The following is a 14,555-nucleotide window of genomic DNA, read 5'->3' as shown; positions in this document are numbered from 1 at the left end:
CCGCACTGATTTTTTCAACTTTAACACATAATGACAGCACGTAAAAGAGTATTAATAACCGGAGCCGCCGGTTTTTTGGGATCGCATCTTTGTGATAGGTTTATAAAAGAAGGCTATCATGTTATAGGTATGGATAACCTCATAACAGGCGATTTACGCAATATTGAACATTTGTTTAAACTTGAAAATTTTGAGTTTTATAATCATGATGTTTCAAAATTTGTATTTGTACCTGGTGAACTGCATTATATCCTGCATTTTGCATCGCCCGCAAGCCCGATAGATTACCTGAAGATCCCCATCCAAACGCTGAAAGTAGGTTCATTGGGTACCCATAATTTACTCGGTTTGGCTCGTTCTAAAAAGGCAAGAATGCTGATTGCATCTACGTCTGAAGTTTATGGCGATCCAAACATTAACCCTCAGCCTGAAGAATACTGGGGTAACGTAAATCCGGTAGGCCCGCGGGGGGTGTATGACGAGGCCAAGCGTTTCCAGGAGGCTATTACAATGGCTTACCATACCTTCCACGGTTTGGAAACACGTATAGTACGGATTTTTAACACTTATGGTCCGCGGATGCGTCTTAATGACGGTCGTGTATTGCCGGCATTTATTGGTCAGGCATTAAGGGGCGAATCACTAACTATGTTTGGCGACGGATCTCAAACTCGCTCATTTTGCTATGTAGATGATTTGATTGAAGGTATTTATCGCCTGTTGCATAGTGATTATGCACAGCCTGTTAACATTGGTAACCCTGATGAGATTACCATTCGTCAGTTTGGAGAGGAAATCATAAAGCTTACCGGCACCGATCAGCAAATGATCAGTTTGCCATTGCCAACAGATGATCCGAAACAACGTCGTCCGGATATCACCAAAGCTAAAGCCATATTAGGCTGGGAGCCAAAGGTATCGAGGAGCGAGGGTTTAAAAATCACCTATGATTATTTCAAGTCTCTACCCGAACATGAAATAAATCACAAGGATTTTGCATACTATAATAAATAAGATTATGGCTACCACTACAATATAGTGGTAGCCATTTTTATTAAAAATAATGATTAACGATTATACTACGTTAACTGCACAGTTGGTTTATGAAGCCAAAGCAAAATTAGGCGAGGGCGCAATATGGAATCCTGAAACGCAATGCCTTTATTGGGTAGATATTGAAGGCCAAACTTTCAATGTTTATAACCCTGTTACGGCTGTTAACAGAGCATATCCTACGCCTAAAAGGATCGGAACTGTGGTTCCTGTAAATGCGAAAGTTGTTTTGGTTGCATTAGAAGATGGTATCGCGGCCATTGACCTTGATAAAGGTTCAGTACATTATCAGCTAAATACTGATATTCATTTAAGCCATAATAAAAGGTTTAATGATGGAAAGTGTGATCCTGCCGGTAATTTCTGGGTTGGAACATTATCTATGGATGGTGTTAGGGAAGTTAGTTCGTTATATTGTGTAAAAGCTGATTTTAGCTTAGAGGAAAAAGTAACGGGGGTTTCCATCTCAAACGGTATTGCATGGAGCCTGGATGGCAATTTTATGTACTATATTGATACACCAACCGGCGAAATAGTGCAATACAATTTTGATGTGGTTAGTAGTAGTTTATCCCAAAGAAAAGTTATCGTTAAAATTCCCGATACAATGGGCTACCCCGATGGTATGACTATCGACAATGAAGGCATGCTTTGGGTTGCTTTGTGGGATGGTTTTGGCGTTGCAAGGTTTGACCCTGCAAGCGGCAGTTTACTTCAAAAAATAAATGTTCCGGCCCCGAAGGTTACTTCATGTGCATTTGGAACAGAAAACCTGGATACCCTGTTTATAACCACGGCATCAGTTGAAATGACCGAAGAGGAGTTGAACCAATATCCTTTAAGCGGAAGTGTTTTTGCAATAAACGTTGGTGCTCAGGGCATAAAAGCTAACAGCTTTAAACGTGATACCTTGTCATTTTCTGACAGTGTATCCTAATAGGCAATGTAATATTTGTTAACAAGCCGCGCGATAAATAGCGTGCATTGAGACGAGTGATTTCAAAAATAGAAGATTTGCGTTATTAACCGGCTGCCCCGGGGAATTTACTCGACTTTTCTTGATTCGGATACTGTTGGATAAAATATAATCTTTAACAGTTAAATTTAATAATGTGAAACTTTCACCTGTCGCTGCTCGTTAAATCTCTTAAGTATGGGCTTACAATAGATTTCAGATGTTTATTATTTGAACATATTATTTATTGGGAATGCCCGAAACTAAATTTTTATTTCCCTTATCTTCGTTGTCGGAATAGCTTTCAACAAGCTTTGTGAAATTAATATCGATACTATAAATGACTATAATACCAACCCCAATTGAGGGATGCTTACTAATAAAGCCGCGTATTTTCAACGATGATCGCGGTTATTTTTTTGAAGCGTTTAACCGGCAAAAATTTGCCGAAGCTACGGGCTTTGATATCGATTTTATACAGGATAATCAATCTTATTCAACTAAAGGAGTATTGCGTGGCCTGCACTTGCAAAAAGGTGAGCATTCCCAGGCGAAGCTTGTCAGGGTAACCAAAGGTGAGGTTTTGGACGTTGCACTCGATCTGAGGAAAGGTTCGGCAACATATGGCCAGCACTACAGCGTTATCTTGTCTGAAGAGAACAATGACCAGTTTTTCATCCCCCGTGGTTTTGCCCACGGTTTTATCGTGCTAAGCGATGAAGCTGTGTTTCAATATAAATGTGATAATTATTATAGCAAGGAGGCCGAGGGCGGGCTGCATTATGCCGACCCAGACCTGAATATTGATTGGAAGATGAATATCGATGATGTGCTGGTATCGGATAAAGACCTTGAGCTGCCGTTTTTAAAGGATGCTGCCGATTTTGGATTTTAATTGTATAATGTTTTAAAAAATAACAACACCAAAAATGCAAAACGTTATCGTATTTGGGGCATCAGGGCAATTGGGCAACTGTTTAAAGAAAGTGGCCGAAGAAAGAGGAATAGATTATGTCCATTTTTTGCCGGAGGATGAGGCCAATATCCTTCGTGAAGATTTGCTGAGTATAGTTTTTGAAAAGTATAAGCCAACTTTTGCAATCAATTGTGCCGCTTATACAGCTGTAGATAAAGCCGAAGATGATATTGAGCTTGCCCGCGCCATTAATAAAACCGGGGCGGTTAACCTTGCCAAGCAATGCAAAACTCACAGCACTACGCTTGTGCAAATTTCAACCGATTTTATTTTTAAGGGTGATGTGGCATTGCCCCGCACAGAAGAAGATCCTGCCGAGCCAATTAGCATATATGGCCTTACCAAGTTGGAAGGTGAACAGGAAATTGCAGAAATTCTTGATGAATACTATACCATCCGTACAAGCTGGTTATACTCTGAGTACGGCAATAATTTTGTAAAAACCATGCTGAAGCTTGGTGCCGAGCGTGATGAGCTTAAGATCATTGCAGATCAGGTAGGGACCCCGACTTATGCTATCGACCTGGCAGGTGCAATTCTTGATATCATCGCATCGGCGAAAAAGGAATACGGTGTTTACCATTACAGTAATGAAGGGGTAACCTCATGGTATGACTTTGCCAAAGGCATCTTTGATATTTCGGGTACCGACGTTAAGGTATTTCCGATACGTACGTCCGAATTTCCGACGAGAGCGCAACGGCCTGCATATTCGGTAATGGATAAAGCCAAGATCAAAACTACATTTGGGATTGAAATACCTTACTGGAGGGATAGCCTGAAAGCTTGTATAGCTGTCCTTTCAACTCTCTAAAGAGGGATCTTCTATACCGCATTAAAAGATAAGGCCCGGTTTCTATGAGAAGCCGGGCCTTATCTTTTCGATGTGCTATTAAAACACGCCCTTTAGGGGGCTGGGGCTATAAAAATGTTCCCGCTGCTACAGTTTCATTGGTTGATTCATCAACCAGGATCAGCGAGCCGGTAATACGGTTTTTCCGGTATTCATCAAACACTACAGGTTGTGTTGTACGTAAGCGGATCTTCACCATTTCGTTCATCTTGATATCGGTATTTTCTTCCTGTTTTTCAAGGGTATTGATGTCCAGCTTATAATAAACTTCTTTAATGATCGACATTACCTCGCGGGTAGTGGTTTTGAGGTGATATTTTGCACCCGGGCGCGGTCCGCGGGTTGCCATCCAACAAATCATAGCGTCAAGGTCCTGGCTTACTTGCGGTTCGCTGTCGTCTTTTACAAGCATATCGCCACGGCTTACATCAATATCGTCCTCCAAAGTGATAGAAACCGACATTGGTGCAAAGGCTTCCTCAACAGGACCTGAATAAGTATCGATAGATTTAATAGTTGATGTTAACCCCGCCGGCAATACGGTTATCTTATCCCCTTGCCTGAAAATGCCACCTGCTATACGGCCGGCATATCCGCGGTAATCATGATACTCATCAGCATGCGGGCGGATCACTGTTTGTACAGGGAAACGGGCATCTGAGTGGTTTTCATCGCTGGCTATATGTATAGTTTCCAGGGTATGCAGCAGGCTTTCACCTTTATACCATGGCATATTTTCCGAATCGTTTACCACGTTATCACCAGCTAAGGCGCTGATAGGTACAAAACGAATGTCTTTAACATCAATTTTGGCGGCAAAGGCTTCGTATTGTTCAACTACTTTGTTAAAGGCATCCTCGCTGTAATCAACCAGGTCCATTTTATTTACACAAACAATAATGTGAGGGATCCTTAAAAGCGATGCGATGAACGAATGGCGGCAGGTTTGTTCAACAACACCTTTACGGGCATCAATAAGCACCAGCGCCAGGTTAGCAGTTGAAGCACCGGTAACCATGTTACGTGTATACTGGATATGACCCGGTGTATCGGCAATAATAAATTTGCGTTTCGGTGTGGCGAAGTAGCGATAGGCCACATCAATGGTGATGCCCTGCTCGCGTTCTGAACGTAAGCCATCGGTCAATAACGACAAATCAACATGCTGAAGCCCTTTTCGTTCGCTTGATTGTTTTACAGCTTCCATCTGGTCTTCAAAGATGGATTTTGAATCGTACAGCAAGCGCCCTATAAGGGTGCTTTTCCCATCGTCAACACTACCTGCTGTAGTAAAACGTAATAATTCCATTGTGGTGGTATATTGTGCTTCAGGCTTGACTGCCCAAAGGCTCATTGAATCAAATTTTAAAAATAACCTTGTTTTTTCCTGTCTTCCATTGAAGTATCCGAGCGTTTATCATCGCTCCGGTTTCCGCGCTCGGTGCTGCGGGTTGCTGATACTTCGGCAACTATCTTCTCCAGCGTGTCGGCACCTGATTCAATACCACCGGTAATGGTAATATCGCCCAGAGTACGGAAACGCATCAGCTTGTTCTCGATGGTTTCTCCTTCGCGAAGTTGCAAAAATTCAGAAGCCGGCAGCCATGTATTGTCGCGGTAAACGGCATCACGCTGGTGCGCAAAGTATAACGAAGGTATGGCTATGTTTTCCTGTAAAATATAGTTCCAGATATCCATTTCGGTCCAGTTACTGATCGGGAACACGCGGAAGTGCTCGCCCATGCGTTTGCGGCCGTTAAAGATATTCCAAAGCTCGGGGCGCTGATTTTTTGGGTCCCACTGGCCAAATTCATCACGGTGACTAAAGAAGCGCTCTTTAGCACGTGCCTTTTCCTCATCACGACGGGCGCCGCCAATAGCAGCATCTATTTTATGGCTTTCAATGGTATCAAGCAGGGTTACTATCTGCAACTCGTTGCGGCTGGCATTAATCCCGCTTTCCTCAACTGCCCGGCCTTTGTTAATTGATTCCTGAACCGAACCAACAATGAGTTGTACGCCAAGGTTCTCAACCAGTTTATCCCTGAACTCCATTGTTTCGGGGAAATTATGACCGGTATCAATATGGATAAGCGGCATAGGGATCTTAGCTGGCCAGAATGCCTTTTTTGCCAGGTGTGTTACCACAATAGAGTCTTTCCCGCCCGAAAACAGGATGGCAGGACGATCAAACTGCGCAACCACTTCCCTGATAATGTAAATGGCTTCTGATTCTAATTCCTGCAGATGAGTAAGATAATATTTATGCATGTTAACAATAAAAACCCTGCTAACCCCACCTAAATAGTAGGGTTTTGCATTTAAACTGCAATTATACGCAATTATGGCAACTATAGTGCTATCTATTTGGAATTTAACACACGAGTTTTGTTATAGCAATTACGCATAATTTAAACAAAGCAGTATTATTTTACGTAAACCATAAAGCTGGAAAAAATATTTATTTTAGCTGAAAGTAATTAACGGATTTAAACAATAATTGTAACGGATACGTTTATAGGCATACCATAAAAACATATATATATTTATGAAAGGAATTATTTTAGCGGGGGGCTCAGGTACACGTTTATACCCTATAACCAGGGCCATAAGCAAACAATTGATGCCTATTTACGATAAACCGATGATCTATTATCCATTGTCTGTTTTAATGCAGGCGGATATAAAGGAAATATTGATCATTACTACTGCGGAGGATAATCCGGGCTTTAAACGTCTTTTAGGTGATGGTACAGAATTGGGCTGTAAATTTGAATATGCTATACAGGAAAAACCTAACGGGCTTGCCCAGGCTTTTGTTATTGGCGAGCAATTTATCGGCGACGATAAAGTAGCATTGATATTGGGTGATAATATATTTTACGGTACCGGTTTTGCCGAACTGATCCGTAGTTTCAATGATGTTGACGGCGCGGCTATTTTTGCATATCACGTGGCCGATCCGGAACGATATGGGGTGGTTGAGTTTGATGCGGAGTTCAGGGCCTTGTCAATTGAAGAAAAACCGCTGCAACCGAAATCGAAATTTGCGGTACCAGGTCTTTACTTCTACGATAATTCAGTAATTCAGATAGCGAAAGATCTTGAACCATCGCCGCGCGGCGAATACGAAATTACCGATGTGAACAAGTTTTACCTTGAACAGGGTAACTTACATGTTGGTGTTATGGATAAAGGTACAGCCTGGTTGGATACCGGTACTTTTGACTCGCTGAGCGATGCTACTGAATATGTGCGTGTGATTGAAAAACGCCAATCAACAAAAATCGGGTGTATTGAGGAGGTAGCTTACCGCCGTGGTTTTATCAATGATGACCAGTTAAGATTATTGGTTAATAAGTACCTCAAAAGTGGATACGGCAAATACTTACAAAGCCTGCTGCCACAGTAAAATAGTTATGCCGGGGTTTCAATTGTTTTGATCATCTGGTCAACAACGTCAGGAGCCCCGGCATCAAACCAAATAAAATCTTTATCTTTTCTGAACCAGGTGAGTTGTCTTTTGGCAAAGCGCCTGGTATTTTGTTTTATAAGCAAAAGTGCTTCATTAAGGCTGGTTTTGCCATCAAAATGATCAAACAATTCGGCATAGCCAACAGTGTTTAAGGCATTCAATTGGCGGTAGGGCAGGAGAGCAGTAACTTCGTCAATAAGGCCTTGTTCAACCATCAGATCAACGCGCAGGTTTATGCGTTCGTATAATTTCTCTCGTGGCATATCAAGGGCCAGTTTAACGATATTAAAAGGCCGTTTGTTAACAGTAGCGTTGCGGTAAGATGAAAACGGTTTACCTGTTGTTTCAAAAACCTCTAAAGCCCTTATAATGCGCTGCGGGTTGTTCAGGTCAACCTGGGCATAATAATCGGGATCAACTTGTTTTAGTTTTTCCTGTAATGGAGTGATCCCCTCTTCTTCAAGTTGCATGTTTAGTTTATCCCGTACTGAAATATCAGCAACGGGTAAATCGTCAAAACCTTCACAAATAGCTTTAATGTAAAGGCCAGATCCTCCGGCCAGGATCACTTTGTCGTGTGTTTTAAAAAGCTCGTCCAAAAGTGCAAGCCCCTGCTTCTCAAAGTCGCCGACAGAAAAACTTTCGGTTATAGAGTGCGAATTAATAAAGTAATGTTTAGCTGCAGCTAACTCTTCAGCATCGGGCTTAGCGGTACCAATGCTCATCTCGCTGAAAAACTGCCTTGAATCGGCCGAAACCACTATTGTATTGAAATGCTGGGCCAATTTAATGGCCGCGGCTGTTTTGCCCACTGCGGTAGGGCCGGCAATTACGATAAGGGTTTTATCATTACGCAGTATATTCATTGGCCCAGCTTATTTATATCAAAAAAGGTATCAGGTTATATATATACCGTTCCAAACTTACTTTTTACATCAGCTACAACCTGCTTGATGTTTTGTTCCTGGTCACGGGGGCAAATGAGCAAAGAGTTGTTTGATTCTACAACGATATAATCATGCAGGCCCTGTAATATTACCAGCTTTTCGCCTGGTACGTTTACCATGCAGTTTGATGAATTATACATGATCACTTTTTCGGCAGGAATTACAGCATTGCCTACATAATCCTTATCGGCCAGGTCATATATTGATGCCCAGGTACCCAGGTCGCTCCATCCAAAATCTGATGGCAATACATATACATTATCGGCTTTTTCCATAATGCCATAATCTATCGAGATATTAACGCATTGCTGGTACACGTTGTGGACATGAGGTTTTTCATTTTCTGAATTATAAACCGGTCTTGCTTCAGCAAATGTCTCATGCATTTCGGGCAGGTACTGTCCAAACGCTTTAACAATAGATTTGGCCGACCAAACAAAAATGCCCGCATTCCACAAAAAGTCGCCGCTTTGGATAAAGGTTTTGGCTATTTCAAGTGTTGGCTTTTCTGTAAAGGTTTTTACTTTATGAAAATCATCGTTGATAACGTTGTCGGTGTATTGAATATACCCATAACCTGTATCGGGCCTTGATGGTTTAATGCCCAGCGTTATCAGGTAATCATTTGAAGCTGCGGTTTGCAGTGACTTTTCGATGGAGGCAACAAAAGCATCTTCATCTAAGATCTGCTGATCAGAAGGGGCCACAACAATTACGGCATCAGGGTTTAGGCTTTCAATTTTAAAACAACCGTAGGCCACGCAAGGCGCAGTGTTACGCATTATAGGCTCGGTAAGGATCTGCTGGTCCTCCATATCGGGCAGCTGGTGTTTTACAAGCTTGGTGTAGTTTTCGTTAGTGACAACGTAAATATTTTCTTTGGGGCATACTTTCAGGAAACGTTCGTAAGTGTTTTGTATAAGGGTTTTACCGGTACCGAGAATATCTATAAACTGTTTGGGATGCGATGTACGGCTTATCGGCCAAAAGCGGCTTCCAATCCCTCCAGCCATAATTATGGCATAGTAATTTTTGTTTTTCATTAATAATGGGGGTAAGTTTTATGTGAATTGTTTAAGTACAAAATGCGTGAGATACGATCTGTCATAAAAAAACGAGTATATGATTTATATACTCGTTTTTTTATGTTTAATAATCGTCACTACCGCCTCTGCCCGGTCTCTCATCGTCATCAAAGCCTTCATCATCACTAAATTCGTTGCCGAATTCATCTTCCTCTTCTTCTTCTTCGCCGCCCGCGTGTTTTTCTTCCGGTAGTTCATCCGTATCCGTAACTTCCGAAAAATCCTCTGCGTCTTCAGGATTAAAGGCCATTTCGTTAAGGAAGTCGAAATCTTCGGTAACTGGTGGTAAAACTGTAGGGTTAAACGCGTTGCCGAATTGTTTAGGAGCCTCACCAACTGATTTTACAACAGCAGGGTAGGTGGTACCCGGTGTTTCATCTAAAATGATCTTCATCAGTTCAACATGAAAATCAAACGGACGGTCGAAATTGAACGTATAGTAAAATTTTTGGTGCGGATCGTCAATAAAACTTAACAGCTTTACTTTGTTCATTAATGACACACCACGGTCAATACGCCTTTGGTTGGGCAGGTAAGTTATTTCTTCACCTTTTGTCCACTGATCATTACTGATATAAAATGATGAAGAAAATTCCGGATTATAACCGGTTGACTGATGAATTGCGCGGTGAAGATCTTCGAAAGTTTGATTTGATTTTACATCAATTTCTCTCGTAACGTCATCGTAGTCTTCAAAAGTAACCCTGAACCTGTATAGTGCCATTGCTTATCGTAGATTTTGGACAAAAATAATAATGTTTTAATTTAATTTGGGGTAGTCACAACTTTTAAGCCAATTTCAAGGCCTTTGTTAATTGTAAAGTTTAATGCGGCCTCCCGGTTGTTGGGAATTTCGCCCTCTAATATCGCTTCGCGGATCTGATTTTTGATTATTCCAACCTCGCGGCCTTCTTTTATACCGAACATGGTCATAATATCGTTACCTGTAACCGGTGGCTGCCAGTTACGGATGCTGTCGCGCTCCTCAACATCTTTTAATTTTTGTTGAACAAGCTCAAAATTGTTACGATATTTTTTAACCTTATATTCATTTTTGGTGGTGATGTCTGCTTTACACAACAACATGAGCCCCTCAATGTCATCTCCTGCCTCAAAAAGCAAACGCCGCACTGCCGAATCGGTAACTATTGATTGTGAGAGTACTATGGGCCTTAAATGCAGTTGTACCAGTTTTTGAACCTGCTTCATTTTTTCATTAAGCGGTAGCTTAAGCTGAGCGAAGATCTTAGGCACCATGCGTGCGCCGCGGTCTTCGTGGCCATGAAAGGTCCAGCCGTGGCCGGGTTCAAAACGTTTGGTGGCCGGTTTGGCTATATCATGCAATATGGCGGCCCAGCGTAGCCAAAGGTCGTCGGTAGTTTCGCAGATATTGTCAAGCACCTGCAGGGTGTGGTAAAAGTTGTCTTTATGGCCTTTGCCGTCTACATAGTCAACCCCATAAAGAGCTGTCATTTGCGGAAAGATCTTGTGCAGCAGACCGGTATCAAACAGGTAGTTAAAACCTATTGAAGGCACTGGGGACAGGATGATCTTGTTCAATTCATCAGTAATACGCTCCTGAGATATAATGCTGATCCTGTCGGCGGTAGCTTTGATGGCTTCAACTGCGATATCATCTATCCTGAAGTTAAGCTGCGTGGCAAACCGGATGGCACGCATCATGCGCAACGGATCGTCAGAGAATGTTTCATTAGGATCAAGCGGCGTACGGATCAGTTTGTTTTCGAGATCAATGATACCGTTAAATGGATCAAGGAGCTCACCAAAAGTGTCCGGGTAAAGCGAGATAGCCAGCGCGTTGATGGTAAAATCGCGGCGTTTCTGGTCGTCTTCCAAAGTGCCGTTCTCCACAATAGGCTTACGCGAATCGCGGCGGTATGATTCTTTACGTGCGCCAACAAATTCAACTTCCAGATCGCGGTATTTAAGCGATGCTGTGCCGAAGTTTTTATAAACTGCCAGTTTAACTTTAAGATGAGCTGCCACTGTTTCGGCAAAGGCAATACCATTGCCAATAATTACAATGTCAATATCTTTCGATGGGCGGTTCAGGAAAATATCCCGCACAAAACCACCTATGGCATAGGCCTGTACATTTTGTTCGCCCGCCAAACGGGATATAACAGAAAATACGGGATGCCTGAGGTGTTGCTGCATAGTTTGATGCTTAAAAACGCTAATAAGGGTACAAAGGTAAGATTAATTGGAAACTATACCTTGTAAATTGAAAAACGTGAGATTGTGTGCAGTTAAAAAGGGATAATGGTGCTAACGTAATCCTGTAGTCTCTGACTACATGCATAGTAGTCCGAAGTCGGAGGCTTCGGACAGTGGAGGCATAATGGTTGGAAGTTGGAAACTTCGGACAGCGGTCAGGCAGTAACGGCCGGGGTTAACAGGGTTAACAAAAAAGTGGATAATTTTTATGTAAACAGCTGATTGTTAGTTTTTTAATTAGAATATGAGGTTAACCCCGTAAATTTGCTAAAAATGTGGGTGTTGAAGACATAGTCGAACATGCCGTTTTAACTAATCACTAATTTCTTGTTACCGCCTCAAAAACTCAAATCTGCCGTCAGGGGCCAGCCTCATAATAGTTGAGGGCGTTTTAATTTCCTTGCTATGCTGCTCCAGATCAACCACATAATCAACACCATCGATTATCTCCTGGTCAATCTGCGAAAAATACTGGGGCGAGGGTTTGCCACTGATATTGGCCGATGTAGACACCAGCGGCTTGCGCAAACGCTGAATAAGCTGCTGGCAAAAAGGAGTGTCTTTTACAACCCTGATCCCCACGCTGCCATCTGCAGCAATTAAGGCCGGCGAAATATTTTTGGCACCCGGCATTACCAGCGTTAACGGATTTTCGGCATACTCAATCAATTCAAAAGCAATTGGGTTTACTTCGGCGATATAGCTTTCCAGTTTATTGTCGGTATCAAGCAAAATGATCATACTTTTTGCCTCATCGCGCTGTTTAAGGCGATAGATCTTTTGAATGGCTTCAGTATTGGTGGCGTCACAACCTATGCCCCAAATGGTATCGGTAGGGTAAAGGATGATGCCGCCATCCTGCACAATTTTAAAAGCTTTGGCTACTTCGTCTCTAAGCATGGTTCAAAATATTTTGGTAAAGCTGCATTAACTGCCGGCTTAGTTTATCATCAGTAAAATTGGCTGCATAAGCGCGGCCTTTAGTTATCATGTTTTGCCTTAAACGGTCGTCGCTAAGCACCCTATTCAGTTTTTCAGCAAGACTGGCATCGTCATCTGGGTTAACATAAAGGCTGTCCGGCCCGCCGGCTTCCTCAAGGCATGAGCCGGTTGCCGCTATAACCGGGGTACCGGAATTTAGGGCCTCCAACACAGGGATGCCGAAACCTTCGTACCGGGACGGATAAACAAACACCGATGACAGCTGGTAAACAGCAGGTAACTCTGCAAAGGTAAGGTCTTTTAAAAATATTACCCGGTGGTTTAAATTATTGGCCGTTAAATAAGCTTTTACCTGTTCGGTGTATTTGGTTTCTTTACCAACCACCACAAGTTTTATATCATCTGCCTTTTTTAAAGCTTTAACGGTTAGTAATAGGTTTTTGCGCTCTTCGATAGTCCCAACACTCAGTATAAAGCTATCGGGCAGGTTGTATTTTTCTTTTACTTTCGATTTTTGCGCAGCAGTTTGTTCGATTGCAAACGAAGGATCACATCCCTGGTAAATCACTTCGATTTTTTTTGGATCGATGCCAAGTAGTTCAACCAGGTCGTCTTTTGTTTTTTGGCTTATCGCGATGATGCTATCGGCAACCCGGCAGGCATGCTTTATCTTGGCTAAATAGATGCGATAGTTTACCGGCCCAAACTGTTTTGGATAACGCATGAAGATAAGGTCATGCACGGTAACTACAGACTTAATACCGGATTGCTCTATACCCGAAGGTAACTCGTGACTTAAACCATGGTACAGTTCAATCCCATCGCGTTTAAAATCTTTAATAATCCCCCTGCTCCGCCACCATGAGGTGAACCATTTGCTTTTTGGGGTAACAGTGTGGATGTTGGGATAATCGCCAATAAAATTAAGCCGGGGATTGGATTTGGCCTTTGGCGTATATAAATATATGGTGTTGGAGGGATTGAGTGATGCTATGCCTTTAATTAACCAGCGGCTGTAATTACCTAAGCCGGTATTATTGTAAAAGGCCCGTTTAGCATCGTATCCTATCTTCATTTGAAGTCTTAAGTTCAAAGTTTTAAGTCAAATTCGCCTTATTAAATTAAAAGCCATAAGTGAAAGATGGTAAACAGATTCATCAGGCACTTATGACTTTTAACTTGCGACTTCAGATTATATTATACCGCTACGTTATTTTCACGCAGGGCATCATTCAATGACGTTTTTTTATCGGTTGATTCCTTGCGGGTACCGATGATCAGGGCACAAGGTACCTGGTATTCGCCGGCAGCAAATTTCTTGGTATACGAACCAGGGATCACAACCGAACGGGCAGGTACACGACCTTTATATTCAATCGGGGTGCTGTGGGTTACGTCGATAATTTTGGTTGATGCTGTTAAAACCACGTTTGCACCTAAAACCGCTTCATGCTCAACATGTACGCCTTCAACAACAATGGCACGTGAACCGATAAAGCAGTTATCTTCAATAATAACAGGAGCGGCCTGTAGCGGCTCCAATACGCCACCGATACCAACGCCACCGCTTAAGTGTACGTGTTTGCCTATCTGCGCGCATGAATCAACAGTAGCCCAGGTATCAACCATGGTACCTTCATCAACATAAGCGCCAATGTTTACGTACGATGGCATCATGATAACGCCTTTGGCAAGGTGAGCGCCGTAACGGGCAATACCGTGAGGTACAACGCGAACGCCGGTTTGCTTGTAATCAGTTTTGAGTTTCATTTTATCATGAAAAACAAAAGGACCGGTTTTAATTTCTTCCATATGCCTGGTAGGGAAATACAAAACAACCGCCTTTTTAATCCACTCATTTACATGCCAGCGTGAGCCAATAGGTTCGGCCACACGGATCTCGCCTTTATCTAACCGGTCAATAACGGTTTCATTGGCGTTGGTATATTCATTGTAGTTCAGCAGGTTCCTGTCTTCCCAGGCCTCTTCAATCAGTTTTTTAAGATCTTGCATTGTTGAAATTAAACTTTT

Annotated in this window: 14 protein-coding genes; 5 read left to right on the top strand and 9 right to left on the bottom strand. The window is 42.4% G+C overall.

Annotated elements, in window-relative coordinates:
* Nucleotides 1-30 precede the first annotated feature (30 nt).
* The 4 genes from VF500_RS24840 to rfbD all read left to right on the top strand — a co-directional run bounded on the left by VF500_RS24840 (nucleotide 31) and on the right by rfbD (nucleotide 3,798).
* Complete coding sequence (locus VF500_RS24840) at nucleotides 31-1,014, top strand: UDP-glucuronic acid decarboxylase family protein (RefSeq protein ID WP_330862254.1); 984 nt, start codon at nucleotides 31-33, stop codon at nucleotides 1,012-1,014.
* 49 nt (nucleotides 1,015-1,063) lie between these two features.
* Nucleotides 1,064-1,990 (top strand): SMP-30/gluconolactonase/LRE family protein, encoded by a 927-nt coding sequence (locus tag VF500_RS24835; protein ID WP_330862253.1) that lies wholly within the window; start codon nucleotides 1,064-1,066, stop codon nucleotides 1,988-1,990.
* Nucleotides 1,991-2,348: 358 nt separating this feature from the next.
* A complete protein-coding gene (gene rfbC / locus VF500_RS24830) occupies nucleotides 2,349-2,903 on the top strand; it encodes a dTDP-4-dehydrorhamnose 3,5-epimerase (RefSeq protein WP_330862252.1) in 555 nt (184 codons plus the stop codon).
* 34 nt (nucleotides 2,904-2,937) lie between these two features.
* Nucleotides 2,938-3,798, top strand: a complete 861-nt coding sequence (gene rfbD / locus VF500_RS24825; RefSeq protein WP_330862251.1) for a dTDP-4-dehydrorhamnose reductase — start codon at nucleotides 2,938-2,940, stop codon at nucleotides 3,796-3,798.
* Between the two features lie 106 nt (nucleotides 3,799-3,904).
* Here the strand turns inward: rfbD and cysN are convergent, their stop codons facing one another.
* Nucleotides 3,905-5,191 (bottom strand): sulfate adenylyltransferase subunit CysN, encoded by a 1,287-nt coding sequence (gene cysN, locus VF500_RS24820; RefSeq protein WP_330862250.1) that lies wholly within the window; start codon nucleotides 5,189-5,191, stop codon nucleotides 3,905-3,907.
* 11 nt (nucleotides 5,192-5,202) lie between these two features.
* Nucleotides 5,203-6,108: a sulfate adenylyltransferase subunit CysD gene (gene cysD, locus VF500_RS24815; protein ID WP_330862249.1), complete on the bottom strand. Its 906-nt coding sequence runs from the start codon at nucleotides 6,106-6,108 to the stop codon at nucleotides 5,203-5,205.
* A gap of 277 nt (nucleotides 6,109-6,385) precedes the next feature.
* On the opposite strand from cysD, the gene rfbA reads away from it, so the two are divergent.
* Complete coding sequence (gene rfbA / locus VF500_RS24810) at nucleotides 6,386-7,249, top strand: glucose-1-phosphate thymidylyltransferase RfbA (protein WP_330862248.1); 864 nt, start codon at nucleotides 6,386-6,388, stop codon at nucleotides 7,247-7,249.
* 5 nt (nucleotides 7,250-7,254) lie between these two features.
* Here rfbA and miaA read toward each other — a convergent pair whose 3' ends face one another.
* The 7 genes from miaA to VF500_RS24775 form a co-directional block, all read right to left on the bottom strand.
* Nucleotides 7,255-8,178 carry a tRNA (adenosine(37)-N6)-dimethylallyltransferase MiaA gene (gene miaA, locus VF500_RS24805; protein ID WP_330862247.1) on the bottom strand — a complete coding sequence of 308 codons (924 nt, stop codon included), beginning with the start codon at nucleotides 8,176-8,178 and terminating at the stop codon, nucleotides 7,255-7,257.
* A 35-nt stretch (nucleotides 8,179-8,213) separates the two neighbouring features.
* On the bottom strand, nucleotides 8,214-9,302 hold the full coding sequence (locus tag VF500_RS24800) for a mannose-1-phosphate guanylyltransferase (protein WP_330862246.1): 1,089 nt from the start codon (nucleotides 9,300-9,302) through the stop codon (nucleotides 8,214-8,216).
* A gap of 106 nt (nucleotides 9,303-9,408) precedes the next feature.
* Nucleotides 9,409-10,068 carry an IS1096 element passenger TnpR family protein gene (locus VF500_RS24795; RefSeq protein WP_330862245.1) on the bottom strand — a complete coding sequence of 220 codons (660 nt, stop codon included), beginning with the start codon at nucleotides 10,066-10,068 and terminating at the stop codon, nucleotides 9,409-9,411.
* Between the two features lie 41 nt (nucleotides 10,069-10,109).
* Nucleotides 10,110-11,522: a CCA tRNA nucleotidyltransferase gene (locus VF500_RS24790; RefSeq protein ID WP_330862244.1), complete on the bottom strand. Its 1,413-nt coding sequence runs from the start codon at nucleotides 11,520-11,522 to the stop codon at nucleotides 10,110-10,112.
* 390 nt (nucleotides 11,523-11,912) lie between these two features.
* The gene (locus VF500_RS24785; RefSeq protein ID WP_330862243.1) at nucleotides 11,913-12,482 is read right to left on the bottom strand and encodes an L-threonylcarbamoyladenylate synthase; all 570 of its coding nucleotides are present in this window, start codon (nucleotides 12,480-12,482) and stop codon (nucleotides 11,913-11,915) included.
* The gene (locus VF500_RS24780) at nucleotides 12,475-13,599 is read right to left on the bottom strand and encodes a glycosyltransferase family 1 protein (protein ID WP_330862242.1); all 1,125 of its coding nucleotides are present in this window, start codon (nucleotides 13,597-13,599) and stop codon (nucleotides 12,475-12,477) included. The genes VF500_RS24785 and VF500_RS24780 overlap by 8 nt, the downstream gene beginning before the upstream one ends.
* 122 nt (nucleotides 13,600-13,721) lie before the next feature.
* The gene (locus VF500_RS24775) at nucleotides 13,722-14,537 is read right to left on the bottom strand and encodes a 2,3,4,5-tetrahydropyridine-2,6-dicarboxylate N-succinyltransferase (RefSeq protein WP_330862275.1); all 816 of its coding nucleotides are present in this window, start codon (nucleotides 14,535-14,537) and stop codon (nucleotides 13,722-13,724) included.
* Nucleotides 14,538-14,555 lie beyond the last annotated feature (18 nt).

This window comes from Mucilaginibacter sp., from assembly GCF_036383575.1.
In the GTDB taxonomy this organism is placed as follows: domain Bacteria; phylum Bacteroidota; class Bacteroidia; order Sphingobacteriales; family Sphingobacteriaceae; genus Mucilaginibacter.
The sequence above is the reverse complement of the archived record's forward strand: the minus strand, read 5'-3'. Positions and strand labels throughout refer to the sequence as shown.

Coding starts and splice junctions, on each gene's coding strand:
- VF500_RS24835 (WP_330862253.1), top strand. CDS start 1,064: ATGATTAACGATTATACTACGTTAACTGCACAGTTGGTTTATGAAGCC.
- cysN (WP_330862250.1), bottom strand. CDS start 5,191: ATGAGCCTTTGGGCAGTCAAGCCTGAAGCACAATATACCACCACAATG.
- rfbD (WP_330862251.1), top strand. CDS start 2,938: ATGCAAAACGTTATCGTATTTGGGGCATCAGGGCAATTGGGCAACTGT.
- rfbC (WP_330862252.1), top strand. CDS start 2,349: ATGACTATAATACCAACCCCAATTGAGGGATGCTTACTAATAAAGCCG.
- miaA (WP_330862247.1), bottom strand. CDS start 8,178: ATGAATATACTGCGTAATGATAAAACCCTTATCGTAATTGCCGGCCCT.
- VF500_RS24775 (WP_330862275.1), bottom strand. CDS start 14,537: ATGCAAGATCTTAAAAAACTGATTGAAGAGGCCTGGGAAGACAGGAAC.
- VF500_RS24795 (WP_330862245.1), bottom strand. CDS start 10,068: ATGGCACTATACAGGTTCAGGGTTACTTTTGAAGACTACGATGACGTT.
- VF500_RS24840 (WP_330862254.1), top strand. CDS start 31: ATGACAGCACGTAAAAGAGTATTAATAACCGGAGCCGCCGGTTTTTTG.
- VF500_RS24785 (WP_330862243.1), bottom strand. CDS start 12,482: ATGCTTAGAGACGAAGTAGCCAAAGCTTTTAAAATTGTGCAGGATGGC.
- VF500_RS24790 (WP_330862244.1), bottom strand. CDS start 11,522: ATGCAGCAACACCTCAGGCATCCCGTATTTTCTGTTATATCCCGTTTG.
- VF500_RS24800 (WP_330862246.1), bottom strand. CDS start 9,302: ATGAAAAACAAAAATTACTATGCCATAATTATGGCTGGAGGGATTGGA.
- VF500_RS24780 (WP_330862242.1), bottom strand. CDS start 13,599: ATGAAGATAGGATACGATGCTAAACGGGCCTTTTACAATAATACCGGC.
- rfbA (WP_330862248.1), top strand. CDS start 6,386: ATGAAAGGAATTATTTTAGCGGGGGGCTCAGGTACACGTTTATACCCT.
- cysD (WP_330862249.1), bottom strand. CDS start 6,108: ATGCATAAATATTATCTTACTCATCTGCAGGAATTAGAATCAGAAGCC.